The 23421-nt window shown below is 54.9% G+C and carries 30 protein-coding genes; 17 read left to right on the top strand and 13 right to left on the bottom strand.

Annotated elements, in window-relative coordinates:
- Position 1 precedes the first annotated feature (1 nt).
- Genes metF through ruvX form a run of 6 tightly spaced genes read left to right on the top strand, consistent with a single transcriptional unit; the run spans position 2 to position 4523 of the window.
- Complete coding sequence (gene metF, locus R0137_RS02900; protein ID WP_407328405.1) at positions 2–838, top strand: methylenetetrahydrofolate reductase [NAD(P)H]; 837 nt, start codon at positions 2–4, stop codon at positions 836–838.
- Positions 839–847: 9 nt separating this feature from the next.
- Entirely contained in the window at positions 848–1585 is a 738-nt protein-coding gene (locus tag R0137_RS02895) for a 16S rRNA (uracil(1498)-N(3))-methyltransferase (RefSeq protein WP_407328403.1), read from the top strand.
- Positions 1586–1643: 58 nt separating this feature from the next.
- Positions 1644–2600, top strand: a complete 957-nt coding sequence (gene gshB, locus R0137_RS02890; protein ID WP_407328402.1) for a glutathione synthase — start codon at positions 1644–1646, stop codon at positions 2598–2600.
- Positions 2601–2603: 3 nt separating this feature from the next.
- Entirely contained in the window at positions 2604–3455 is an 852-nt protein-coding gene (locus tag R0137_RS02885; RefSeq protein WP_407328401.1) for a TonB family protein, read from the top strand.
- Positions 3456–3496: 41 nt separating this feature from the next.
- A complete protein-coding gene (locus R0137_RS02880) occupies positions 3497–4093 on the top strand; it encodes a YqgE/AlgH family protein (RefSeq protein WP_407328399.1) in 597 nt (198 codons plus the stop codon).
- A gap of 7 nt (positions 4094–4100) precedes the next feature.
- The gene (gene ruvX / locus R0137_RS02875; protein WP_407328398.1) at positions 4101–4523 is read left to right on the top strand and encodes a Holliday junction resolvase RuvX; all 423 of its coding nucleotides are present in this window, start codon (positions 4101–4103) and stop codon (positions 4521–4523) included.
- Position 4524: 1 nt separating this feature from the next.
- Here the strand turns inward: ruvX and R0137_RS02870 are convergent, their stop codons facing one another.
- Both R0137_RS02870 and R0137_RS02865 read right to left on the bottom strand, forming a co-directional pair.
- Positions 4525–5634 carry a PilT/PilU family type 4a pilus ATPase gene (locus tag R0137_RS02870; protein WP_407328396.1) on the bottom strand — a complete coding sequence of 370 codons (1110 nt, stop codon included), beginning with the start codon at positions 5632–5634 and terminating at the stop codon, positions 4525–4527.
- Between the two features lie 50 nt (positions 5635–5684).
- Positions 5685–6719, bottom strand: a complete 1035-nt coding sequence (locus R0137_RS02865) for a type IV pilus twitching motility protein PilT (RefSeq protein ID WP_405272373.1) — start codon at positions 6717–6719, stop codon at positions 5685–5687.
- Positions 6720–6836: 117 nt separating this feature from the next.
- Here R0137_RS02865 and R0137_RS02860 point away from each other — a divergent pair, with 117 nt between their 5' ends.
- From R0137_RS02860 to hemW, 8 genes are all read left to right on the top strand, one after another.
- The gene (locus tag R0137_RS02860) at positions 6837–7529 is read left to right on the top strand and encodes a YggS family pyridoxal phosphate-dependent enzyme (RefSeq protein ID WP_407328394.1); all 693 of its coding nucleotides are present in this window, start codon (positions 6837–6839) and stop codon (positions 7527–7529) included.
- A gap of 62 nt (positions 7530–7591) precedes the next feature.
- Positions 7592–8410, top strand: a complete 819-nt coding sequence (proC, locus tag R0137_RS02855; protein WP_407328393.1) for a pyrroline-5-carboxylate reductase — start codon at positions 7592–7594, stop codon at positions 8408–8410.
- Between the two features lie 76 nt (positions 8411–8486).
- The gene (locus tag R0137_RS02850) at positions 8487–9074 is read left to right on the top strand and encodes a YggT family protein (RefSeq protein ID WP_407328391.1); all 588 of its coding nucleotides are present in this window, start codon (positions 8487–8489) and stop codon (positions 9072–9074) included.
- Between the two features lie 14 nt (positions 9075–9088).
- On the top strand, positions 9089–10210 hold the full coding sequence (locus R0137_RS02845; protein WP_407328389.1) for a homoserine O-acetyltransferase: 1122 nt from the start codon (positions 9089–9091) through the stop codon (positions 10208–10210).
- Positions 10210–10800, top strand: coding sequence for a methionine biosynthesis protein MetW (gene metW / locus R0137_RS02840; RefSeq protein WP_407328387.1), 591 nt, complete (start codon positions 10210–10212; stop codon positions 10798–10800). The genes R0137_RS02845 and metW overlap by 1 nt, the downstream gene beginning before the upstream one ends.
- Before the next feature lie 20 nt (positions 10801–10820).
- Positions 10821–11285 carry a DUF4426 domain-containing protein gene (locus R0137_RS02835; protein ID WP_407328385.1) on the top strand — a complete coding sequence of 155 codons (465 nt, stop codon included), beginning with the start codon at positions 10821–10823 and terminating at the stop codon, positions 11283–11285.
- Positions 11278–11913: an RdgB/HAM1 family non-canonical purine NTP pyrophosphatase gene (gene rdgB, locus R0137_RS02830; protein ID WP_407328383.1), complete on the top strand. Its 636-nt coding sequence runs from the start codon at positions 11278–11280 to the stop codon at positions 11911–11913. Before R0137_RS02835 ends, rdgB begins: the two co-directional genes overlap by 8 nt.
- A 14-nt stretch (positions 11914–11927) precedes the next feature.
- Entirely contained in the window at positions 11928–13067 is a 1140-nt protein-coding gene (gene hemW / locus R0137_RS02825) for a radical SAM family heme chaperone HemW (protein ID WP_407328381.1), read from the top strand.
- Here the strand turns inward: hemW and trmB are convergent.
- From trmB to ftsY, 6 genes are all read right to left on the bottom strand, one after another.
- Positions 13064–13768: a tRNA (guanosine(46)-N7)-methyltransferase TrmB gene (trmB, locus tag R0137_RS02820; RefSeq protein ID WP_407328380.1), complete on the bottom strand. Its 705-nt coding sequence runs from the start codon at positions 13766–13768 to the stop codon at positions 13064–13066. The genes hemW and trmB overlap by 4 nt on opposite strands.
- A 4-nt stretch (positions 13769–13772) precedes the next feature.
- A complete protein-coding gene (locus R0137_RS02815; protein WP_407328378.1) occupies positions 13773–14153 on the bottom strand; it encodes a DUF423 domain-containing protein in 381 nt (126 codons plus the stop codon).
- Between the two features lie 44 nt (positions 14154–14197).
- Positions 14198–15040, bottom strand: coding sequence for an RNA polymerase sigma factor RpoH (gene rpoH, locus R0137_RS02810; protein ID WP_405273733.1), 843 nt, complete (start codon positions 15038–15040; stop codon positions 14198–14200).
- Between the two features lie 241 nt (positions 15041–15281).
- Entirely contained in the window at positions 15282–16259 is a 978-nt protein-coding gene (gene ftsX / locus R0137_RS02805; RefSeq protein WP_407328377.1) for a permease-like cell division protein FtsX, read from the bottom strand.
- A complete protein-coding gene (ftsE, locus tag R0137_RS02800) occupies positions 16249–16926 on the bottom strand; it encodes a cell division ATP-binding protein FtsE (RefSeq protein WP_407328376.1) in 678 nt (225 codons plus the stop codon). Before ftsE ends, ftsX begins: the two co-directional genes overlap by 11 nt.
- Positions 16927–16933: 7 nt before the next feature.
- Positions 16934–18040, bottom strand: coding sequence for a signal recognition particle-docking protein FtsY (gene ftsY / locus R0137_RS02795; protein WP_407328375.1), 1107 nt, complete (start codon positions 18038–18040; stop codon positions 16934–16936).
- An 86-nt stretch (positions 18041–18126) separates the two neighbouring features.
- On the opposite strand from ftsY, the gene rsmD reads away from it, so the two are divergent.
- Entirely contained in the window at positions 18127–18702 is a 576-nt protein-coding gene (gene rsmD, locus R0137_RS02790) for a 16S rRNA (guanine(966)-N(2))-methyltransferase RsmD (RefSeq protein WP_407328374.1), read from the top strand.
- Positions 18703–18760: 58 nt separating this feature from the next.
- Positions 18761–19246: a pantetheine-phosphate adenylyltransferase gene (coaD, locus tag R0137_RS02785; protein ID WP_407328372.1), complete on the top strand. Its 486-nt coding sequence runs from the start codon at positions 18761–18763 to the stop codon at positions 19244–19246.
- A 100-nt stretch (positions 19247–19346) separates the two neighbouring features.
- Here coaD and R0137_RS02780 read toward each other — a convergent pair whose 3' ends face one another.
- The 5 genes from R0137_RS02780 to radC all read right to left on the bottom strand — a co-directional run bounded on the left by R0137_RS02780 (position 19347) and on the right by radC (position 22056).
- Positions 19347–19736 (bottom strand): hypothetical protein, encoded by a 390-nt coding sequence (locus tag R0137_RS02780; RefSeq protein WP_407328371.1) that lies wholly within the window; start codon positions 19734–19736, stop codon positions 19347–19349.
- Between the two features lie 52 nt (positions 19737–19788).
- Positions 19789–20601 (bottom strand): bifunctional DNA-formamidopyrimidine glycosylase/DNA-(apurinic or apyrimidinic site) lyase, encoded by an 813-nt coding sequence (gene mutM / locus R0137_RS02775; RefSeq protein ID WP_407328370.1) that lies wholly within the window; start codon positions 20599–20601, stop codon positions 19789–19791.
- Positions 20602–20747: 146 nt separating this feature from the next.
- The gene (gene rpmG / locus R0137_RS02770) at positions 20748–20903 is read right to left on the bottom strand and encodes a 50S ribosomal protein L33 (RefSeq protein WP_008293439.1); all 156 of its coding nucleotides are present in this window, start codon (positions 20901–20903) and stop codon (positions 20748–20750) included.
- Positions 20904–20948: 45 nt separating this feature from the next.
- A complete protein-coding gene (gene rpmB, locus R0137_RS02765) occupies positions 20949–21185 on the bottom strand; it encodes a 50S ribosomal protein L28 (RefSeq protein WP_405273720.1) in 237 nt (78 codons plus the stop codon).
- Between the two features lie 196 nt (positions 21186–21381).
- Positions 21382–22056 (bottom strand): DNA repair protein RadC, encoded by a 675-nt coding sequence (gene radC, locus R0137_RS02760; RefSeq protein WP_407328368.1) that lies wholly within the window; start codon positions 22054–22056, stop codon positions 21382–21384.
- Between the two features lie 105 nt (positions 22057–22161).
- On the opposite strand from radC, the gene coaBC reads away from it, so the two are divergent.
- Complete coding sequence (gene coaBC / locus R0137_RS02755) at positions 22162–23376, top strand: bifunctional phosphopantothenoylcysteine decarboxylase/phosphopantothenate--cysteine ligase CoaBC (protein ID WP_407328366.1); 1215 nt, start codon at positions 22162–22164, stop codon at positions 23374–23376.
- Positions 23377–23421: the final 45 nt, after the last annotated feature.

The raw sequence follows: 23421 nt of genomic DNA, 5'->3' as shown, positions 1-23421 counted from the left end.
TATGAGCAAGTCTGCAGCAATCAGCTTTGAGTACTTTCCCGCAAAGACCGATGCGGGAAGGGAAAAGCTGCTCAACGTTACGACCCCGGAGTTACAGGCCATAAGTCCCGAGTTCTACTCGGTGACTTATGGAGCCGGGGGCTCAACCCGGGATAACACCCGGGGTATCGTTGAGGGCCTCAATGCCCAGGGACTTTCGGTAGCTCCCCATCTAAGCTTTGGTTTGGATGATGAGGCGACCATCGCTGCGCTATTGGAAGACTACAAGGCCGCCGGCATTAATCGTCTGGTGGCTTTGCGAGGTGATTTACCATCGGGGGCCGGGGGCGGCGCCCGTTTGGTATACGCCAACGAGCTGGTGGAATTTATCCGTCAACGAACTGGCGACCATTTTCATATCGAGGTCGCGGCTTATCCGGAGATTCATCCGCAAGCCGAAAGCTACGAAGCTGACATCCAGTATCTCAAAGGCAAGTTCGATGCCGGTGCAGATAGCGGGATTACCCAGTATTTCTACAACGTAGAAGCGTATTTCTATTTTCTGGATCGCTGCGCAGCCATTGGTATCGATAAGCCAATTTACGCAGGCATCATGCCTATCACTAACTACGCCAATCTAGCGCGTTTCTCTAAAAACTGTGGTGCAGAGATCCCCCGTTGGATCAGTAAGCGCCTCGAAGGCTTTGCTGATGATCAGGAGAGCATTCGATCTTTCGGCATCGATGTAGTCACACAGCTCTGCCAGACGCTTCTGGAAAGTGGGGCGCCCGGCATACACTTTTACACCATGAATCAATCACAACCGACTCTGCAAATCTGCAGAAACCTCGGGCTCTAAGCGGACGCCATGCTGCGTCCGCGCTTTTTTACTGCGCAAACACTCAGGCCAGGCCTTAGCCTCGCGCTGGAGAAAGACCCCTCACGACACATTGCAAAAGCACTGCGTATGCGCGAAGGAGACTCCCTGTGTCTTTTCGATGGCAGTGGTATCGAAGCTCACGCTGAAGTCACATCGGTAGAGAAAGGTCAGGTGTTAGTGCAGGTTCAGGATGTCTCGGATCCAACACGGGAGTCCCCACTGTATTCGGTCTTGATTATTGCGCTGTCCCGCGGAGACCGTATGGATACCATCGTGCAAAAGGCCACAGAGCTGGGCGTTAACGAAATCTGGCCAATAATCAGCGAGCGAACCGGTGTACGTCTTGATTCGAAGCGCCTGGCGAAAAAGCGTGATCACTGGCAGCGCATTGCGGTGAGTGCCTGCGAACAGTGCGGGCGCAATCGTTTACCGACCGTCGCGATACCGATGTCTTATTCAGAGGCTCTTCAAGGTGCCATGGAACAAGACGATAGCCTTCGCCTTATCTTGCATCCTGATGGGAATAGCCAACCCTTACCCGAAAGCTGCGGGAGATTAACTCTCCTTGTCGGGCCAGAGGGTGGGTTTAGTAGTGCTGAAGTCAGCGCAGCAACGGAAGCAGGCTTTGACGCCTTGCAACTTGGACCGCGTATTCTTCGCACAGAAACCGCTCCGATTGCTGGGCTTGCCGCAGCGCAGGCACGCTGGGGCGATCTCAGCCTTTGATGCTTGCGGCCGTCAAAGGCTTTTCGTAGGGTGGCGCTTTAATCATCGAGATCACGGCATGAGCATTAAACTAGGCGTAGTGATGGATCCCATCTCGGCCATTAGCTACAAAAAAGACAGCACCATGGCCATGCTTTGGGCCGCCGCAGACCGTGGTTGGTCGCTGTTTTACATGGAACCGGGAGATCTCTCTCTGGATCAGGGCGCGCCTCTGGGTCGCATGGCCGAATTACAGGTCTTTCGCGACCCCGACCGTTGGTACTCCCTCGGAGAGGCAAGTCATCGTTCCTTGGCGGATCTCGATGTAATCCTGATGCGCAAAGATCCACCTTTTGACAACGAGTATGTGTATGCGACCTACATTCTTGAAGCCGCGGAGCGACAGGGCACACTCATCGTTAACCGCTGCCAGTCCCTGCGCGACTGTAACGAAAAGGTATTCGCGACGGAGTTTCCCGATTGCTGCCCACCGGTTTTAGTCAGTGGTGATACGGCTCAGCTGAAGGCATTTCATAAAACTCACGGCGACGTCATCTTTAAGCCTTTGGATGGCATGGGCGGGACCTCGATCTTTCGTGTAAAGGAAGATGATCCCAACCTGAACGTGATTCTTGAAACGCTCACCGAACTGAACACCCAAACCATTATGGCGCAGCGGTATCTCCCCGAAATCAAGGACGGAGACAAGCGCATACTAATGATCGAGGGTAAGCCCATTCCTTACGGCCTGGCCCGCTTACCCACTAAAGGCGAGACTCGCGGGAACCTTGCTGCAGGAGGCTCGGGCCGCGCCCAAGCTCTGTCTGAACGCGATCTTTGGATCGCCGCACAAGTAGGACCCGCGCTCGTGGAAAAGGGTCTTATTTTTGTGGGCCTGGACGTGATTGGGGATTACCTCACGGAAATTAACGTCACCAGTCCCACCTGCATTCGAGAGATTGACGCCGCCTACGACACAGATATAGCCGGGCAACTCATGACGGCGATAGAAAATCGCGTGGGAAGTCGCAACTAAGAAATGAACGCAGCGGTAGCCGATGGCAACGACCGACTTATGCTGGCAGTGCTTATTGCCAGCACGCTGCATATATTTCTGATCTTCGGCGTGAGCTTTGATGTTTGGCGTGGGCAAACGGCTCGCCATCAGGTTGAAGTGACTCTGGTGCAAACCCCGGGTCTGCGGCCGGTAACCGCTGACCACATTGCGCAGGCGGATCAAAAGGGGAGCGGCTCCGAAGCATTGAGAGATCGCGCCTCGGGCGCGCAAAGTGCCTTACCGCAACCCATCGCCGAAAGTGCCCAGCGCCAAACCACTATCACCTCCGGACGCGAAAGACTTGCGGCACCCGCGGTAACGTCTACGAACTCCCAACGCAAAGTCGTTGATCGCAGTGGTGAGCAGCAAAACCTTGAAGATTTGCCGGAAGCGGAACAAGAGCTTGCGCGTCTCGCTCAAAAGCTCGCGCAATTGCAGGCAGATCTCAATGTACAACGCCAGCAATATTCCAATCAGCCCCGGGTCCGCAGACTTACGGCGGTCTCTGCCCGCGCAGCGGTAGACGCAGCCTATCTCGCGGACTGGCGGTCCCGCGTTGAAAGTGTCGGCAACCAGTACTACCCCGAAGCGTCGCTACGCTACGGAATCTATGGCAGCCTCGAGATGCTGGTTACTGTGCGAAACGATGGCAGCCTCGAAGGCATCAAGATTTTAAGGTCTTCGGGTTATGCGGTACTGGACGAAGCGGCGATGCGAATCGTACGTTTGGCCGCTCCCTATTCTCCATTTTCGGAGGAATTACGGGCCACCACGGACAAGCTTGAAATTGTGCGAACGTGGCAATTCGAACAAAACCCGCTAAGCTCAAATTAGCAGCATGTTGTCGCCAGTTTTTCCTAACCGGAGAGCTCAGCATGATGCGCTTCGCAGGAGGTAACAGCTTGAAAATATCGAGCAGTGACAGCCTTCGAGACCATTTCCTCTTAGCTATGCCGGGGCTGGACTCGGGGCTTTTTAGTGGCAGCATCACCTATATCTGTGAACACGGCGAAGCCGGCGCCATGGGTATCGTGATCAATCAACCACTGGATCTGTCCCTCGGAGAGATATTCGACCATCTGGATATCGACTGTGATCCCAGGTTTCACGATCAGCCTGTACTAGCAGGCGGTCCGGTGCAAATTGACCACGGTTTTGTGCTGCACCCCAAAGGCGAAGATTCCTGGGACTCTTCCTTGGGAGTGACACCGAAGGTGCAGCTTACAACCTCGCGGGACGTACTCAAGGCCATTGCCTGTGGAGAGGGTCCAAAAGACTTCGTCGTAGCCCTGGGCTACGCTGGCTGGTCTGCAGGACAACTGGAAGAAGAGATCGCCAACAACAGCTGGCTTACCTTACCTGCCGAGAACAACATCATTTTTCATACGGCCGTCGAAAACAGGGTAGCCGCAGCGGCATCTGCTTTGGGTATTGATATGAACCTTATGAGCGCCGAAGCGGGACACGCGTAGGGTGACCATGCATTCATCCGCGCAACGGGTACTCGCCTTTGACTATGGTACGCGCCAGATAGGCGTCGCCGTAGGTAACTCAGGCCTTGGGACAACCCAGCCCCTAACGATTCTCAAAGCGCGAGATGGCCAGCCAAATTGGGCTGAAGTCACTGCACTTTGCAAAGAGTGGGAGCCTGATCTGTTGCTCATCGGCGACCCCCTGAACATGGATGGAACGGTGAGTGAGTTTGCGCAGCGCGCGCGAAAGTTCGCGAGGCGCCTCGAGGGCCGTTTAGGTATAACAATTGAAATGGTGGATGAGCGCCTGAGTAGTTTTGAGGTCAAGCAGCAACAGAAGGATGCCGGGCATTCAGGCGACTACCACGAGAGCCCCGTGGACGATCTCGCCGCGGAATTGATTCTAAAAGACTGGCTCCGCAAGCAGTAAGCTAACGATCAACCTGCAAGTTCACGGTATTCGCGTGGCTGCTCCGACGCTTATCGAACATCTTGATACCCAAGCGCACTTCGTTTGCAGAGTCGGCACAGCGTATGGCCTCATCAGCGGTCACTTCGCCATCACAGTACTTCGCAAGCAGGGACTGATCGAGCGTCTGCATACCTAGCTCCGTGGACTTCGCCATGACTTCTTTGATCAGATGCACCTGACCATTTCGAATGTGATCAGCGATCAGAGGCGAATTGAGCAAAACTTCCATGACAGGTACCCGGCCATCGCCCTTTGCGGTGGGTAAGAGCTGCTGCGCGATCATGGCGTTCATATTCAGCGACAGATCCATAAGCACCTGGTGATGCCGCGCAACGGGGAAGAAGCTCAGAATACGGTCAATAGCCTGATTAGCGTTATTGGCGTGCAAAGTACATAAACACAAATGTCCGGTTTCAGCGAAAGTCAGGGCATGAGCCATGGTCTCCGCTGAGCGCACTTCACCGATGAGAATAACGTCGGGAGCCTGTCGCAACGCGTTTTGCAGGCCCGCTTCAAAGGTCTCTGTATCGATGCCCACTTCTCGCTGGGTGACGAGACAACCTGCGTGATCATGCACAAATTCGATGGGATCCTCGATAGACAGGATGTGTCCCCGACTATTGCGATTCCGGTGTCCTACCATCGCGGCGAGAGATGTCGACTTACCGGTTCCAGTACCTCCCACAAAAATAACCAGACCCCGTTTAGCCATCGCGAGTTCAGCGACGATGGGGGGTAAACCCAGCTCTGGAATTCGCGGAATCTCATCCTTAATACGACGCAGAACCAGACCGTGCTGGCCTCGCTGGATAAAGGCACTGGCTCGGAATCGGCCGTACTTGTCAGAGTGCACCGCGTAATTGCATTCCTGATTTTGTTCAAACTCTTTCTGCTGTGCAGGAGACATCGTCTCCAGAACCAACAGACGAGTTTGCTCAAGGCTCAAACCATCTTTGCCAATGGCGTGAATCTCACCGTCAACCTTAATAGAAGGGGCCGCGCGTGCGGTTATAAAACCATCGGAAGCGCCGGACTCCACCATCTTGGCTAACAGGTCATCAATTTGCATCAGTTACGCTCCAGCGGCTGGTGTTTGGCGATTTCGAATTTACACGCTTGCTAGAAATTCTCAGGCATGCGCGCTTTCTCTCGCGCAACGTCGCGGGAAATTACCCGCTTGTCGACCAGCTCCTTAAGACACTGGTCCATAGTCTGCATGCCCACGGCCTGGCCGGTCTGAATAGCAGAGTACATCTGCGCAACTTTGTCTTCGCGAATGAGGTTACGTATCGCCGAGGTAGCGCGCATGATTTCGTGCGCTGCCACACGCCCACCGGCAGTACGCTTCATCAGCGTTTGGGATACCACGGCCTGCAGGGACTCAGAGAGCATTGAACGCACCATGGACTTTTCAGCGGCGGGGAAAACGTCAATCACCCGGTCAATCGTCTTCGCTGCTGAAGTGGTGTGCAGGGTGCCAAACACGAGGTGACCGGTTTCCGCTGCTGTGAGGGCAAGACGAATGGTCTCCAGGTCACGCATCTCGCCCACCAGAATAATATCGGGGTCTTCTCGCAAAGCGCTGCGCAGTGCCTCGGCAAAGCCTAAGGTGTCACGATGAACTTCCCGTTGGTTCACCAGACACTTCCGGCTCTCGTGAACAAATTCGATAGGATCCTCAATGGTGAGAATATGCTCGTACTTGTGATCGTTAATAAAGTCGATCATCGCGGCAAGAGTTGTGGACTTTCCTGAGCCCGTTGGCCCCGTCACCAGGACCAGACCCCGAGGCATCATGCTGATGTCACGAAACACCTGGCCCATGCCCAGGTCTTCCATGGTGAGAACCTTGGAGGGAATGGTTCGAAAAACGCCACCCGCACCACGATTCTGGTTAAAGGCATTGACCCGGAAGCGTGCCACGCCGGGAACCTCGAAAGAAAAGTCTGTCTCCAGAAATTCCTCAAAGTCCTTTCGCTGCTTATCGTTCATGATGTCGTAGATAAGATCGTGCACCTGCTTGTGTTCAAGCGGCGGCAAGTTGATGCGACGTACATCGCCATCAACGCGGATCATGGGCGGCAGGCCTGCGGAAAGGTGCAAATCCGAAGCTCCCTGTTTGGCGCTGAACGCCAGCAGTTCAGTAATATCCATATGCCGCCCGTACACTCCCTTGTTGTTCTTTAAGGCACGCATCTACACACGTGTTCAATACGTTGTTCTTACCGTTTCATCTACCGCTTCCGCTATTGCTTCCACTACCATGGCGGTATGAACAACGATCTTATTGCAACCAATATAGCAAAGGTGCTCCAGCAGGTAAGTAGTGCGGTGGAAAAATACCAACGCGAGCCTGCAAGCGTTACGGTCATGGCTGTTAGCAAAACACAGCCCGCAGACGCCGTGCGCAGCGCTGCGGCCATTGGAATGACCGACTTTGGAGAGAACTACCTTCAAGAGGCGCTGGAAAAAATCGAGACCTGTAGTGACCTCGCAGTGACCTGGCACTTTATTGGCCCTATTCAATCCAACAAAACACGCCCCATCGCCGCGCACTTCGATTGGGTACACAGCGTAGACCGAGAGAAGTTACTCCGCAGACTGAGCGAACAAAGGGACCCGTCGCTAGCGCCGCTAAACGTGTGCATACAAGTCAATGTCTCACAGGAGCCCAGCAAATCTGGCGTAGCACCCGAAGAGCTTCCCAAGCTCCTAGACCTTGCCGCCGATCTCCCCAATCTTCGATTAAGAGGTTTGATGGCAATTCCGGCACCCGCCGAGGGCTTCACTGCTCAGAAACAGTCTTGCGATGCTCTGGCGTCGCTGTTTGCGGACGCACGGCAAAAACACCCCTCAATGGATACGCTATCCATGGGCATGTCTGCGGATATGGAAGCCGCCATCGCCGCAGGTAGTACGATACTGAGGATTGGCACCGCCATCTTTGGTGCACGACAAGTGTGAAGCTAGCCGTAGTCAGGATGTATACTGTTGCGCCTTGATTCATAGCTTTTTAGGGCATTTCCGTGAGCGGATTCACCACGGCATTTATTGGTGCCGGCAACATGTCGCGCAGCATCATCGGCGGGCTCGTTACTAGCGGCTTCGACGCCGACTCCATCCGTGCCAGCAATCCCGGTGATGGTCCTTTTGCAGAGCTGAGAAAAATCGGGCTCACTGATTTAGCGCACAGCAATGTAAGCGTTGCCGAAACGGCTGACGTGGTGGTGCTCGGCGTAAAGCCCAACTTGATCAGAGAAGTCTGTGAAGAACTTTCCCCGGTGCTCGGCGCCAATCATCTCGTCGTGTCGGTAGCGGCGGGTGTGGCCGCCGATAGCATCCACGACTGGCTGGGAGCAAAGTCGGAAGTTGTTCGCTGTATGCCCAATACGCCATCTCAGATTGGCGGAGGCGCCACTGGCCTGTTTGCTCGAAGCTCCGTCAGTGCCGAGAACCGGCAACGCGCTGAGGACATTATGCGCGCCGTGGGCATTGTCCGTTGGGTCGATGACGAGTCCTTACTGCACGCCGTGACTGCAGTAGCGGGATCCGCGCCGGCCTATTTCTTTCAGTTCATGGAAGCGATGATTGACGAAGCGCAGCGTATGGGTCTGGATGCGGAAAGTGCGCGTACACTCTGTGCTCAAACTTGTATCGGCGCGGGACGCATGGTCGCCGAGGGTGACGTCGAGGCCTCGGAGCTCAGGCGTCGGGTTTGTAGCCCCAATGGAACGACTGAGCGCGCAGTTATGGCATTTAGCACTGGCGGCCTCGATAAACTGGTCAGCAAAGCAATGCAAGACTGCTATGCGCGCTCCGAAGAGATGGGCAGGGAGCTTTCCTGAACCCAGCGCGAAGCGCAGTAAACGATGAGCAAGTGCAAGGCTGCTTGCAGAGTTTAGTTATAAACAGCGGAGAACTATGAACGCATTCAACGAAATCGCTATCTACCTGGTCCAGACCCTGTTGGGGATCTATCTGCTGATCATGTTGATGCGCTTTGTTTTGCAGCTGTCGCTGGCGGACTTTTACAATCCGGTTTGTCAGTTTCTGGTGCGGGCGACAAACCCGCTGGTAGTGCCTGTGCGCCGTATCATTCCGGCTCGGGGTCGGCTGGACTTTGCGTCATTTGTACTGGCGATCGTTATTCAGGTTTTAGGTATCATAGCGATGCTCCTGCTCAACGGTGTGGGTCTCCCGCCCGTGAGCCTGCTGCTCGCGTGGTCGGCTGTGAGCGTCGTAGGCTTGCTCGTCAAAATCTACTTCTTTGCCCTTCTCGGCATGATCATCCTGAGTTGGATAGCCCCGGGGACATCAAACCCCGCAGCCTACCTTATGTTTCAAATCACCGAGCCTGTCATGGCCCCGTTCCGACGGATGCTTCCCTCTATGGGCGGGATGGACTTTTCGCCCATACTGGTTTTTATCATCATTAACATTGTTCAAATCGCCCTGCGGAATTTTGCCGCGGGACTGGGTCTTCATCCGGCGCTGGTGATGGGCATTTAAGGTCAGGATGCCCCGTGCGCGAAAACTCCGTTGGCATAGTTAGCCCCCGTAGCGAACACTTCGATGAGCCGCTGAACTTCGCCTGTGGGCAAAGCTTATCGACCTACGAGTTGATTTTCGAAACCTACGGCGAGCTTAACGCGACCGCGAGCAATGCCATTCTGATTTGCCATGCGCTCTCCGGTCACCATCATGCGGCGGGTTATCACAGGGAGGAAGACCGCAAGCCGGGTTGGTGGGACGCCTGCATCGGTCCCGGCAAACCCATCGATACTCAACGTTTTTTTGTTGTTTCACTCAATAACCTTGGCGGCTGTCACGGCTCAACGGGCCCGACGAGCGAGAACCCGCAGACTGGGGAAACCTTTGGCCCGGACTTCCCTCAGCCACAGGTAGATGACTGGGTTGATGCTCAGGCGAGGTTGGCGGATCGGCTGGGAATCGATTGCTGGGCAGCCGTCGTGGGAGGCAGTTTAGGCGGCATGCAAGCCATGGCCTGGTCCCTACGCTATCCCGACCGCTTGCGTCATTGCATTGTGATCGCCGCGGCAACAAAGCTCAGCGCTCAGAACATTGCATTCAACGAGATCGCTCGCCGGGCCATCATGTCTGATCCTGGCTTTGCCGAAGGCTATTACCTACGTGAGGGTACGCAACCCACCCAAGGACTCGCACTCGCAAGAATGGTCGGCCACATCACCTATCTCTCTGACGATGCAATGGCCTCTCGATTCGGCAGGGAGTTGCAGCCGGGCGACGCCGGTGCCGAGGCACAGGAATTCCAGATCGAAAGCTATCTGCGGTATCAGGGGCAGCAATTCTCATCAGCATTCGACGCCAACAGCTACGTACTCATGACGCGTGCCCTCGATCAATTTGATCTGACTGCGCCCTATGAGGGAGATGCGGTAGCAGCGTTTACCCAGGCAAGCTGCAACTTTCTGGTGCTTTCTTTCTCCACGGATTGGCGATTTTCACCGGCGAGGTCTCGAGAGATTGTCGACGCATTACTGGCGGCAGAACGTCCGGTGAGCTACGCGGAAATCGAAGCGGACGAGGGGCACGATGCTTTCCTCCTGCCCATCCCGCGCTACCTGGCGGTATTAGATGCTTACCTTAAGCGGGTGCAGGGCTGATGCGTCAGGATCTCACTCACATACTACGCTGGATAAAATCAGGCGCCCGTGTTCTGGATTTGGGCTGCGCCGACGGCGAGTTCCTGGCCCTGATCGAGAAAGAGAGAGGCGCGCGAGTCATGGGTATCGAAATCGATCCCGATGCGATTACCGCCGCTATGGGTCGCGGGCTTAACATCATCGAGCAGAACCTCGATGGTGGCCTAGCGAACTTCCCGGACCACAGCTTCGACATGGTAGTTATGGCCCATGCATTACAAGCGGTGCAGTACCCAGATCAGGTATTGGAAGAAATGCTCCGCGTCGGAAGGGAATGTGTCGTTACTTTTCCTAACTTTGGTCAGTGGCGCAGCCGTTTACACCTGGCAACACGGGGACGCATGCCGGTCTCTCGCTTCATGCCCTACAGCTGGTATGACACGCCAAATATCCATTTCTGTACCGTCAGGGACTTCGAAACACTATGCAAGCAGCGAGGCATACGTATTTTGGGTCGCGACATGATCGGTGGAGATGACCGTGGTACCAGTCTTGCGCGACGCTGGCCCAATCTCTTTGCCACAACCGCGATTTATCACATCAGCAAATGACCATCAGGAGTGCTTTACCCATGAACAAGCAACGGCGGCCACACCTTGGCTGGCTCAGCTCCTTTGTAATGCTGTGCTTGTTTGTTGTTGCGCCTGTACAAGCGCAACTCTCGGAACGATTCGGCGACTACGAGCTGCATTACAGTGTCGTCAACACCACGTTCATTGAGCCTGAAATCGCCGCTCAATATGGCCTTGCCCGAGGCAGCCGCAGAGCCATTATCAATCTGTCGCTGCGAGAGCATTTAGAGGACGGCAGTACCGTCGCTCGAGAAATGGATCTGGACGGTAGAAGCTGGGACCTTACGCAAGCGCAGGTAAACTTCGATTTTGTCGAGGTCAGGGAAGGACCTGCCATTTACTACATCGGCGAGTTCAAGTTTATCAATCGGGAATGGCGCTTCTTTGAGTTTGATTTCACGCCGTCGGGATCGGACGAAGTTCTGAATTTTGAGTTTAAGCAACAGATGTACATCAATGACTAACGCTTCCTCGATCGCATCAACTCCTTGGCTTTCTGGCGATATCGTCGTGGCCAGTGGCAATCAGGGAAAGGTCACAGAGCTCGCGCGCTTGTTTGGGCAAATGCCCGTGAACCTTCGCCCGCAATCTGAATTCAGCGTTATCCCTGCCGAAGAAACGGGACTCACATTTGTGGAAAACGCGATCCTCAAAGCGCGGGCCGTTTCCGAACAAACGGGTTTACCTGCGCTGTCCGATGACTCGGGTCTGGAAGTGGACGCCTTGAACGGGGCTCCGGGGGTTCGCTCGGCCCGCTACGCAGACGGCAGCGACGGTGATGATGAAGCAAACAAGAGCAAGCTGATACTCGCCATGAAGGACGTTCCCGATGGCGCCCGTGCTGCGCGGTTTCATTGTGTACTCGTCCTCCTGAAGCACCCTGAAGATCCTGTCCCCCTTATTGCCCAGGGTCGCTGGGAAGGACTGATACTCCACGAACCCCATGGTGATGGTGGCTTTGGCTACGATCCACTGTTTTTTGTACCCAGTCATGGCGTCAGCGCCGCCCAGCTTGATTCCGCGGAGAAAAACGCTATCAGCCACCGTGGCCTTGCGGCGGCAGAAATGCTCGCGTTGCTCGGTCAGTCCTAAGACGAGCTGCGCGAATGCGGGCGCCCCAACTTGGCCTCTACGTGCACCTGCCCTGGTGCGAGCGCAAATGCCCCTACTGTGATTTCAACTCCCATGAAGCGCAGGAAATACCAGAGGTCGCATATATCGATGCGCTCATTGCTGACTTAAGGGAAGAAGCAAAAGATCAGCGGTGCGACATACAAACCGTGTTTATTGGCGGAGGAACGCCCAGCCTATTTAGCGTAAACGGCATAAAGCGCCTGATGGATGCGGTAAGGAACATAGGACTAGCGGCCGATGCCGAGGTCACCATAGAGGCCAATCCCGGTAGCACGGAGGCCGCGCGTCTTGAAGGCTATGCTGACGCGGGGGTCACGCGTTTCTCCCTTGGCATACAGAGTTTCGATGATGCTTGCCTGAGTGCACTGGGTAGGATCCACGACTGCAAGATAGCCCGTGAAGCCGCGTCCGCGGCCAGGAATTCTGGCGCAAAAAGCTACAACATCGATCTCATGCATGGTCTACCAGAGCAGAGTCTGGAGCTTGGACTGAATGACATTCGCAGCGCGCTATCCCTGAGTCCACACCATCTATCGTGGTACCAGCTGACTATTGAACCGAATACCCGGTTCTACTCCAATCCGCCGCGGCTTCCCGCCGAGTCGATTCTAGGGAGCCTTGAAGAAGAAGGAGCCCGTGTTCTCCGCGCTGCGGGATTTCACCGCTACGAAATTTCGGCTTGGGCGCAGCCAGGTCAAGAGTGCCAGCACAACCTCAACTACTGGCGTTTCGGAGACTATATGGCCATTGGCGCGGGAGCCCACGGCAAACTAAGCACCGAGAGTGGTGAAATTTTCCGCTATGCCAAAACGCGACAACCCGAAGATTACCTTGCAGCAGGCGGCATCAAACGCAAAGCTCTTCGCGGGCTGGATGACGCGGATCGCCAGGGAGAATTCGTGCTGAATGCCCTAAGGCTTAGGGAAGGCTTTAGTCTCGCCTTGTTCGAAGCCCGAACCGGTCTCGATGCCAATCGCTTGGAAACCACACTGAGAAAGCTCGTCGACCGCGGACTGCTCCAGCAAAATCAAGAACACATCCGCACGACGGATCTCGGGCAGCGCTTCCTTGACGATGTAGTCTCTGCGTTTTTCCCCGAAGGTTCTTCTTAGGGCGTAGTGTCGCTACCGCGTCGATAGAGCAAGTCCCATACCCCATGGCCCAGACGCTGGCCGCGAAGTTCGAACTTCGTTAACGGACGTTCTTTGGGCCGCGGCACATAGTCCCCATCAGGACTACAGTTTTCCAGCGAGGGGTTGGCATTGAGCACTTCTAGCATGTGCTCGGCATAGGGCTCCCAATCGGTGGCAAGATGAAGAACGCCGCTAGGAGCTAAACGACTAACCAAGAGTTCGGTAAACACCGGTTGAATCAAGCGGCGTTTATTGTGTCGCTTCTTGTGCCACGGATCGGGAAAGTAAATCTGTATGCGCTGCAAGGACCCCGGAGCAATACAGTTCTCGAGAACCTCCACTGCGTCATGGCAAATTGCCCGGATGTTACTGAGTCCTCGCTCCTGCACCCCATGAAGGAGTCTGCCAACACCCGGCCGATGAACTTCTACTCCCAGATACTGCGCAGTGGGTCGGGCGGCGGCCATATCCAGAAGTGATTGGCCCATGCCAAACCCGATTTCCAGGACTCGTTCGCCAGTACCCCCAAAGAGCTCATCGAAATCCAATAGCTCTGGGCGATACTCAACACCCCAGAGCGTCCAGCCCTCATCGAAGCCCCGCTGCTGAGCTTCGGTCATGCGACCGGCACGCAATACAAAGCTCTTGATGCGTCTCGGATTCTGCGCGCTATCCGTCATAGAATCACTGGCCTAGAAGCTGCCAACCTGCAGCGGCCAAGCAGGTCCAGCCCGCAATAAATGCAAGTCCACCAAGAGGGGTGATTGCGCCCAACCAACGTATCCCGGTAAAACTCAGAACATAGAGACTTCCGGAAAAAAGAAACATGCCCAAGACAAAGAGCACCACGCTGGACTTCAGAAGACTGGAAGCCGGGAATTGAACAAGAAGAAGGCCCGCTATAAGAAGCGCGAGGCTATGATAAAACTGGTACTGAACAGCGGTCTCGAAAACCCCTAGCGAATAAGCATCCAGACGATCACGAAGCCCATGGGCACCAAAGGCGCCAAAAGCAACGCTTAACAAACCACCCAGTGACCCTAAGAAAAATCCAAGCTGTGCCATGAAAAACTCGGCGCTATCGCGCCCTGGTATTGCCGAAGAGGCGACTAGGCTATCAGTACCTGACGAATTTTCTTCATCGCTGCCTGTTCGAGTTGTCGGATACGCTCTGCCGACACGCCGTACTCTGCAGCCAATTCGTGCAGTGTGGCCTTGTCGTCCGTGAGCCAACGTTGGGCAAGAATGTTACGGCTGCGCTCATCGAGCTCTGCAATCGCTGAATGCAGCTGCGCCTGACTATCGGCCTGCCACTCAGTTTCTTCCACATCGATCGCAGGATCTGCAGTGTGATCTTCGAGATAGTACTGCGGAGCCTGCCAACCCTCTTCGTCGTCAGCGCCTACGGGTGCGTCAAAAGCCACGTCATGGCTGCTCAATCGACCCTCCATACGGTGGACCTCCTGAACATCAACGCCCAAGTCATTCGCGACGGCTTTAGCCTCGTCAGCGCTCAGCCAGGCCAAAGTCTTCTTTTGACCACGAAGATTAAAGAACAACTTGCGCTGTGCTTTGGTGGTGGCCACTTTGACAATCCGCCAGTTACGCAAAATGTATTCGTGTATCTCGGCCTTGATCCAGTGCACCGCAAAGGACACCAAACGCACGCCTTTAGTGGGATCAAAGCGCTTTACCGCCTTCATCAAACCGACATTGCCTTCCTGTATGAGGTCCGCTTCCGCCAGACCATATCCGCGATAACTCCGCGCAATGTGCGCCACAAAGCGTAGGTGAGACATAACCAGTTCGCGGGCAGCTTGTACGTCACCATCATAAAACAGCTTCTCGGCCAACTCGTGCTCGCGCTCGGCACTGAGAACAGGAACCCGAGCCACCGCCTGTACATAAGCGGCGAGATTCGCTCCGGGTACCATCTGGTCGACGGCCAACATTTGCGTGCCCGACGACGCCGATGAATTATCATCGGTACCAAGCAAGCCATCGTAAGCTGCTGCTACTGGTGTCGCGATTGATGTCGTTAGTGATGAAGTCATCAGTTCTGTCACGGTCTACTCCACAACGGGGGACGGATTCTAGCACTCTCAGTATTAGAGTGCTAAATCTGAGAAAGTTCCCTTTACGGAGTTATCTATACTATTTTGTTATAAGAACGGATCACCTGATCACCCCTCATCACCGGGGCTCTATAGCTTTTAGGTGCCTCGCAACGGCCAGCCAAGCTCCCGCAAGGCCTAAAAAGGCGCCGAGTAAGACCAACTGCAAGCTGTCTACGAGTCCGAGGCCCTGGAGTGTAAAACTGCTTTGATAAGCGGCAGACAGGGCATTAACAGGCGATGCGAGCAAAAATGTACCCAGAGCGACCAAAATAGCACCTACCGCGCCACCACCAAGACCGAACCATAAGCCCGTATAGAGCAAAGGTCTCCGCACAAAGGCATCGCTACCGCCCACGAGTTTTACGATAATTATTTCATCCCGGCGGCTCTCGATGGCCAGGCGAATGGTGTTTCCCAGTACCAAGACCACTGCGGCCAGCAGTAGGACTGCCAGCAGCTGGACAGCTCTACGTCCCAGCGTCATAAGCGATTGAAGACGCTGCAGCCACAAAGTGTCCAGCAGCGCTTCCTCTACTTCAGGAAGAGACTCCAGATTCTGGCGGAGTTCACTCAAAGCTTCCGGAGATGCGGGTACCGGCACCACCAACAGCAGGTGCGGTAAGGGGTTCTGTGGCAACCCTTTGGCGAGTTCACCCATGCCAGAGCGTTCCACAAACTCAGCCAGAGCATCGTCGCGATCGACAAACTCTGTGCTTTGGATATTCTCTCGCTGCGACAGAGCCAGCGCCAGACTCCGAGCCTCATCGACCGGCTGTTCCGCCTGAAGAAACAACGACAGCTGTGCCGGACGCTCGAGCTGCTCTCCAAGCTGCGATACATTGCCAAGCACCACCCAAAGTCCCGTTGGCAAAGCGATCGCTATGCCAATCACCAACCATGTCATGCAACTCGAAACCGGCTGGCTCACGACTTTTGCCAGACTGTCGGCAGCCGATTGGCTGTGATGACGCCGCCAGCCGCGCCAACGCGCAACCCATCGTATCGTTCGAGGCCGTGCATTGCCCCCTGTCGACTTGGCCGTCTTACGGGACATCGATGTTGACTCCGGGAGAGACGAGACGACCGTCGTTCAGCGTGATAATCCGATGACGCAAGCGCGATATCAATGCCAGGTCGTGACTCGCTATGAGTACGGTGACTCCTACCTGACTGAAGTCCACAAACAGTTGCATGATCTCTGCAGACAATTCGGGATCCAGATTACCCGTCGGCTCATCGGCGAGAAGAATAGAAGGCCGGCCCACCACGGCTCGGGCGATTCCTACGCGTTGCTGTTCGCCACCCGAGAGGCTCATGGGCATGGACTGCACACGATCGAGGAGCCCAACCTTATCGAGCGCCGCATTCACCCGCCGGTCAATATCGCGATACTCAAAGCCCGCGATCTGCAGAGGTAATGCGACGTTATCGTAAACCGGGCGATCCATGAGCAATTTATGATTTTGAAACACAACGCCAATAGATTGTCGGTGTCGGGGAATACTGCGCCGGCTGAACTTACTCAGATCGGATCCCCCGACCGTAACCCGACCACGGCTAGGACGCTCCATGAGCATTATCAAGCGCAGGAGTGTGCTTTTACCGGCACCAGAATGCCCGGTCAGAAAGACCAGCTCTTCCGGATCTATAGAGAAACTTACTTCGCGCAGCGCATCGTGGCTGTTGTCATAGCGTTTACTGACGCGCTCAAACTCGATCATGGCTCAGTCAATCACGATCAAACAAAGCCTGAATAAATTCCTCGGCAACAAACGGCCGAAGATCTAAGGCTGACTCGCCCACCCCGATAAATCGAATAGGTAGGCCTAAGCGCTTTGCGATGGCAAAAATAACGCCGCCTTTAGCAGTGCCATCCAGCTTGGTAAGGGTCAAACCAGTAACGCCCACGGCATCTCGAAACTGCGCTGCCTGTGCGAGCGCATTTTGTCCCGTACCCGCATCCAGAACGAGCATAACCTCATGAGGCGCGTCTGGATTGAGCTTGCCCATCACCCGCACCACCTTACTGAGTTCATCCATAAGATGACTTTTGTTCGACAGTCGTCCCGCCGTATCGGCGATAAGCACATCGACTCCCCGTGCGGTTGCCGCCTGCAGTGCGTCGTAAATCACCGAAGCGCTATCAGCACCCGTGTGCTGAGCAATAACCGGTACGTTATGACGCTCACCCCAGTGCTGCAACTGCTCCACTGCCGCGGCGCGAAACGTGTCTCCTGCCGCAAGCATGACGGAGCGACCTTCTTCCTGAAAACGCCGGGCCAACTTGCCAATAGTCGTCGTTTTACCCACGCCGTTAACGCCGACCATCAGAATCACAAAAGGTGCACCGGTGCTTACATCAAGGTTCTTTTCACAGGGCAACAAGATACTTTGAAGCTCATCGCGAAGACTCTGCATCAACGCTTCGGGGTCAGCCAGCTCCTTGCGCGATACACGGTCGGTTAAACGCGAGATGATCTCGCTGGTCGCCTCAATGCCGACATCCGCAATAAGAAGTTGGGACTCCAGCTCTTCAAGCAACTGCGCATCGATGGTTTTGCGGCCCAAAAATAGATTACCGAAACCCGACGCAAGACTGTCGCTGGTGCGCCCCAGACCGCGCTTCAGGCGACCAAAAAATCCAGGCTCTTTAGGCTTAGTATCATCAAGCTTCGGCTCCGCGACCACCGCTGCAGGCTCTTGCGTGATTGCCTCGGAAACATCGTCCGCCTGCACATCAAGAGTCGCACCAGACGTGACGTCAGGAAGAGCGTCAGGAATCGCTTCAGAAGTTTCGTCAGGAGTGACTTTAGGCTTGGATTTAAAAAACTTCATCTAAAAAACGTTTGGCTCAGGCGTGTGTTGTCGTGAGATCTCTATCGTATCATCGCGGGGATTCATGCTGCGACGGGAGTAGCGTCTTGGGAGAAAGAAAAGGTACGGGCAAGCTTCGAATAATCGCCGGGGAATGGCGAGGCCGAAAACTGCCTGTGGCAGATCTCCCCGGGCTCCGTCCCTCCACGGATCGGATTCGCGAGACAGTGTTTAACTGGCTCGCACCAGAGATCATTGGAGCCCAATGTCTCGATCTGTTCGCAGGCACAGGCGCACTAGGCCTTGAGGCCTTGTCGCGAGGTGCGGCGCACTGTCAATTCGTGGAGCAACAGCCACAAGCTGCGCGCTTGCTGGATCAGGCGCTTGATGTATTGGCCGCAAAAAACCGGGGGGCCGTTTATCGGGGTGATGCGCTGCAGTTTCTAAACACTACTAGTGCTAGCAGCTTTGACTTATTGTTTCTCGACCCACCCTTTGCGAGTGATCTCCTGGACAGTACTCTGAATCAGCTACATGGCCATAGTATGTTCAACCCGAACGCCCTTGTTTATGTGGAGTACGCGCCCTCGCAAAGCCCGAAGCTCCCAGACAATTGGGAACAATACCGAAGCAAAAAAAGTGCTGGTGTGATTTACGAACTCTATCGGCTTCCCACACATTGATTGAGAGGGCGAAGTCGATTGTTTAGTATCCCTCTCTTTGGAGGCTCGGGAACACACTGTGAACAATCGAACCGTTATCTACCCTGGGACCTTTGATCCCATTACCAACGGCCACGTGGACCTGGTCCAGCGCGCATCGCAACTGTTTGAAAGAGTCGTGGTCGCCATCGCTTTCAGCGAGAAAAAAACGCCGCTCTTCAGCCTGGAAGAGCGCGTGGAGCTCTGCTCGGAAGCTTTGTCAGATATAGATAATGTTGAGGTAAAAGGCTTCAGTAATCTGCTGACAGATTTTGCCATCAGCGAAAATGCCCGGTGCGTGCTGCGCGGATTGCGGGCAGTCGCAGATTTTGAATACGAGTTTCAGCTGGCAAACATGAACCGAGCGCTCTATCCCGAGTTTGAAAGCATTTTTCTTACCCCGAGCGAGCACCTGTCTTACATATCGTCTTCGCTAGTGCGAGAGATAGCAGCTCTGCAGGGGGATATCACGCCCTTCGTGCCCACGAACGTGAGAGCAGCACTAGCGCAAAAGTTTCCTGGCTGAACGCCGAAGGATTTGCTGCTTTTCGCGGGCGAACCCGCAAGCGATCGACCCAGCAAGCTTACTAGCCGCGCTGAACCGCGGCTCGGACTATCGTGAAGCGCTACTGTTGCTCAGCAGCTTCCAACGCTGCCTGCTCAGCTTCTTGTTCTTTGCGATCACGGCGTCGCTCTACATCTTTGTAGCTGTAACCAGATACGCGACATCCGAGGCATCGCACAAAGGTTTCTTTTGCCGGACCCAGCACCAAACTCTCGGCTGACTCGGACACTGAACCGGCGAGCGCAGTGAAGGGCAACGAGACAATGAAAGCTGCACCGCCTACCGCGGTCATTACCAGACCAATTGGCCGAGCCACCACCAAGTCGCCGGCCATGGCAAAGCCATTCGGTTTTTCATCGATAGAGCTCTGGGCAAATCCTGACGGCGCTATGATTAAGGCGATAAGGATTAAACCTATGTGACGTTTTACCTGCGATAGTTGAGCTAACACGTTGTTTCCTCCGCAATAGGGACTAGCTGAGCCCACAGCAAGTGTACCCAGATCAACGCTGGCAGGCTATGCAATAAACACTGGCACGCTGACCAATAACTTGGTCCCTGAGAGGCGTTCCACAAGCCTTACAGGGCTCCCCAGAACGGCCATAAACGTGCAGCTGTTGGGCAAAGTAACCCGGCTTGCCATCACCCCCCACAAAATCTCTAAGAGTAGTGCCACCTTGCTCGATAGCGTTAGTAAGCACTTGCTTTATGTGTTCTGAAAGAAGCTCATAGCGCGCCTCGGATACACGACCCGCGGCACGGTCCGGACGAATCCCGGCAAGATAAAGTGCTTCAGTGGCGTAAATATTACCGACACCGACAACCGTTGCTCCATCCATGATGAAGGGTTTTACGGCCAACTTTCGACCACGAGAAAGCTCAAAAAGACGCTTACTATTAAAATCCAGCGAGAGTGGTTCAGGCCCCAGACGGCCCAAGGGCGTGATCTCCTCACCCGATTTAAACCATTGAAAGCTACCAAAACGCCGGGGGTCGTTGTAGCGAAGCACAGCTCCGCTATCCAGCTCTATATCGATGTGATCGTGCTTAGCTGGCTTTTGTGGCTCCAAAAGCACGCGCAGAGATCCCGACATCCCCAAATGCACCAAAAGGGTTCCATGATCCATACGGAAGAGGAGATATTTAGCTCGGCGATCCAAAGAACGAACAGCTTGTCCCTGGAGAATCTCGGGAAGTATAGGAGGCACCGGCCAGCGTAATCGACCTTCGCGAAGTGCTACCGACACGACTCGACGCCCCTCAGCGTGGGCACGAAGGCCACGCCGGGTGGTTTCTACCTCAGGTAATTCAGGCATTCGCTGAGCACTCTACGTTGACTTCATCGCATACGGGTTGCGCTAGTACTCTCATCGCTGTCAATCCTTCAGGCACAAAAAACCCCGGCTATTGCCAGGGTTGCTATGCGACGCGCGCTGCATTCAGCGGGCTAACAAATCAAGAATTACTTGATTTTGCCTTCCTTGTACATCACGTGCTTACGAGCAACGGGATCGTACTTCTTCATTTCCAGCTTATCTGGAGTAGTGCGCTTGTTCTTGTCCGTGGTGTAAAAATGCCCGGTGCCTGCGCTAGAGTTCATGCGAACTTTTTCTCTCATGATGCTACCTCTTCCAATCTCTTATCAGTGAGCCGCGTGGCGTACTCAGACTTTTTCGCCCCGTGCGCGGATTTCACCCAGCACGGTATCGATACCTTTTTTGTCAATGATGCGCATACCCTTGCTAGAAACGCGTAAACGTACGAAACGCTTCTCCGACTCGACCCAAAAGCGGTGCTGGTGCAAATTCGGCAGGAACCTACGACGGGTACGGTTCTTTGCGTGCGATACGTTGTTACCGGTTACCGGACGCTTACCGGTGACCTGACAGACTCTGGCCATGATTTCCTCGCTGGACCTGAGCAATGCGTACCATCTATTGGTCGCTTACTCAGGCAAAAGCTCTAAATTTCAATAAGTTACGCGGTTTGGAGCATTTCAATGGTGGCTCCCCACTTCGCGGAGCGCGACTTTATACCAGAAGCGCCCCAATCCAGCAAGCAAAAGGTCGAGCGTATACCAATGGTTCGAGCGGACTTTACAGCAGCCCAGACTCTACAAAAGAGTAACAACGGCCCCTGCCAACAATCACGTGATCCAGCACCCTGACGTCCACAAGCTTTAGGGCGTCGCGCAAACGTTCAGTAATGCGACGATCTGCGCTGGACGGCCGGGTAAGCCCCGAAGGGTGATTATGTGCGAGCACCACAGCCGCGGCGCGATAATGCAAAGCACGAACTACCACCTCTCTGGGATAGACCGCGGCGCCATCAATGGTTCCCAAGAACACATCTTCGCAACACAGGAGCCGGTGCTGAGAATCGAGAAACAAACAACAAAACACTTCCCGGGAACGCATGCCCAAATGGTGCTGTAAAAAGAGACGAGTTTTCTCAGGACTACTCATCACGTCACGCTGCGTGAGCGGCTGCTTGGCACAGCGCGCGGCAAGCTCCAAGGCCGCTAACAAACGCGAGACCGAAGCAGGCCCAAGCCCCGGCATAGCAAGAAGAGCCTGCTGACTGCTACTCACAAGGCCTGCGAGCCCGTCCGGGCCGCCGAGTAACGTCGTAGCGAACTCAGTGGCCCCTGTCCTGGCACTCCGGCAATGTAGAACAAGGGCCAGTAGCTCTGCATCTGACAGAGCCTGAGTTCCCCGGCCAAGCAGCTTTTCCCGAGGTGACTCTCCCTCGATCCCTTTGCAATACGTCATGGCTCAGCCCTCCCTGGGTGCACTACCCGTACTTGCTTACCGTGCCATCCACAGGCGCAAGTGTTATCTTCTGGACCGCCGTATTTTCCCAAGGTACCCAAGCTAATGGGACATCTAAACAATCGCCGGGTGCTTCTGGCGGTTTGCGGGGGCATCGCCGCCTATAAATCAGCCGAACTCGTGCGCAAACTTCAGGATGCTGGAGCCGAAGTCCGCGTCATCATGACCCGTGGTGCGCAGGAGTTTATTACGCCCCTGACACTGCAGGCGCTCTCGGGACACCCCGTGCATCACAGTCTGCTGGACGAAGAAGCGGAGCGCGGCATGGGGCATATTGAGCTCGCGCGCTGGGCTGACCTAGTGGTTGTCGCACCCGCGACGGCGGACTGCATGGCTCGACTCGCAGCAGGTCGCGCGGACGATCTGCTAACCACGGTGGCACTGGCGACCGCCGCACCGATGCTCCTGGCACCAGCCATGAACCAGCAAATGTGGAAAGACTCCGCAACCCAAAGCAATTTAGCCACCCTCACAGAACGGGGTATCAACATTGCGGGCCCGGATAGCGGTGAACAGGCCTGTGGAGATATAGGACCCGGGCGTATGCTCGATCCAGAGCTCATCGCCGAGGAGGCCGCATCTTTGTTTGAGAGTGGTGTCCTCGCCGGGCAACGCGTGGTCATCACCGCAGGCCCCACCCAAGAGCCGCTGGACCCTGTGCGCTACATTTCAAACCACTCTTCAGGAAAAATGGGATACGCCCTTGCTCGCGCAGCTATAGAAGCAGGAGCCCACGTTGATTTAGTCTCTGGGCCGGTAGCGCTTACAGCACCAGATCGAGTGCAGCTCCACAGGGTAACGACTGCCAAAGAAATGCTTGATGCCTGTATGAACTTGGTCAATGACTGCGACATATTTATCGGCTGCGCAGCCGTAGCTGATTACCGGCCCGTCACTGCTGCAGAGCAAAAAATCAAAAAGTCCGAAGAAGAAATGTCTTTGCAGCTGGTGCGCAATCCTGACGTGCTTGCCCAGATCACAAACTGCTCCCCGAAACCATTTAGCGTTGGTTTTGCCGCTGAGACAGAGAAGCTTCGAGAGCACGCGATCGGCAAACTTGAACGGAAAAATCTCGACATGATTGTGGCCAACGATGTGAGTGACAGCAGTATTGGCTTTAACAGCGAGAACAATGCCGCCTTGCTCCTTTGGCAAAATGCCGACGGGGATGGCGAGCTCAATATCGAACAGTGCTCGAAAGATGTACTTGCAAGCATGGTGGTAGCGCAAATTAGCGCAATCCAGCAACGCAAACGCTGAGTCGACCACGGGAGTGGGAGATTCCAAGTGGACGTGCGAGAGTTT

The organism is Congregibacter brevis (assembly GCF_045689245.1).
GTDB lineage: Bacteria > Pseudomonadota > Gammaproteobacteria > Pseudomonadales > Halieaceae > Congregibacter > Congregibacter brevis.
This window is presented reverse-complemented; position numbering and strand designations above follow the sequence as displayed.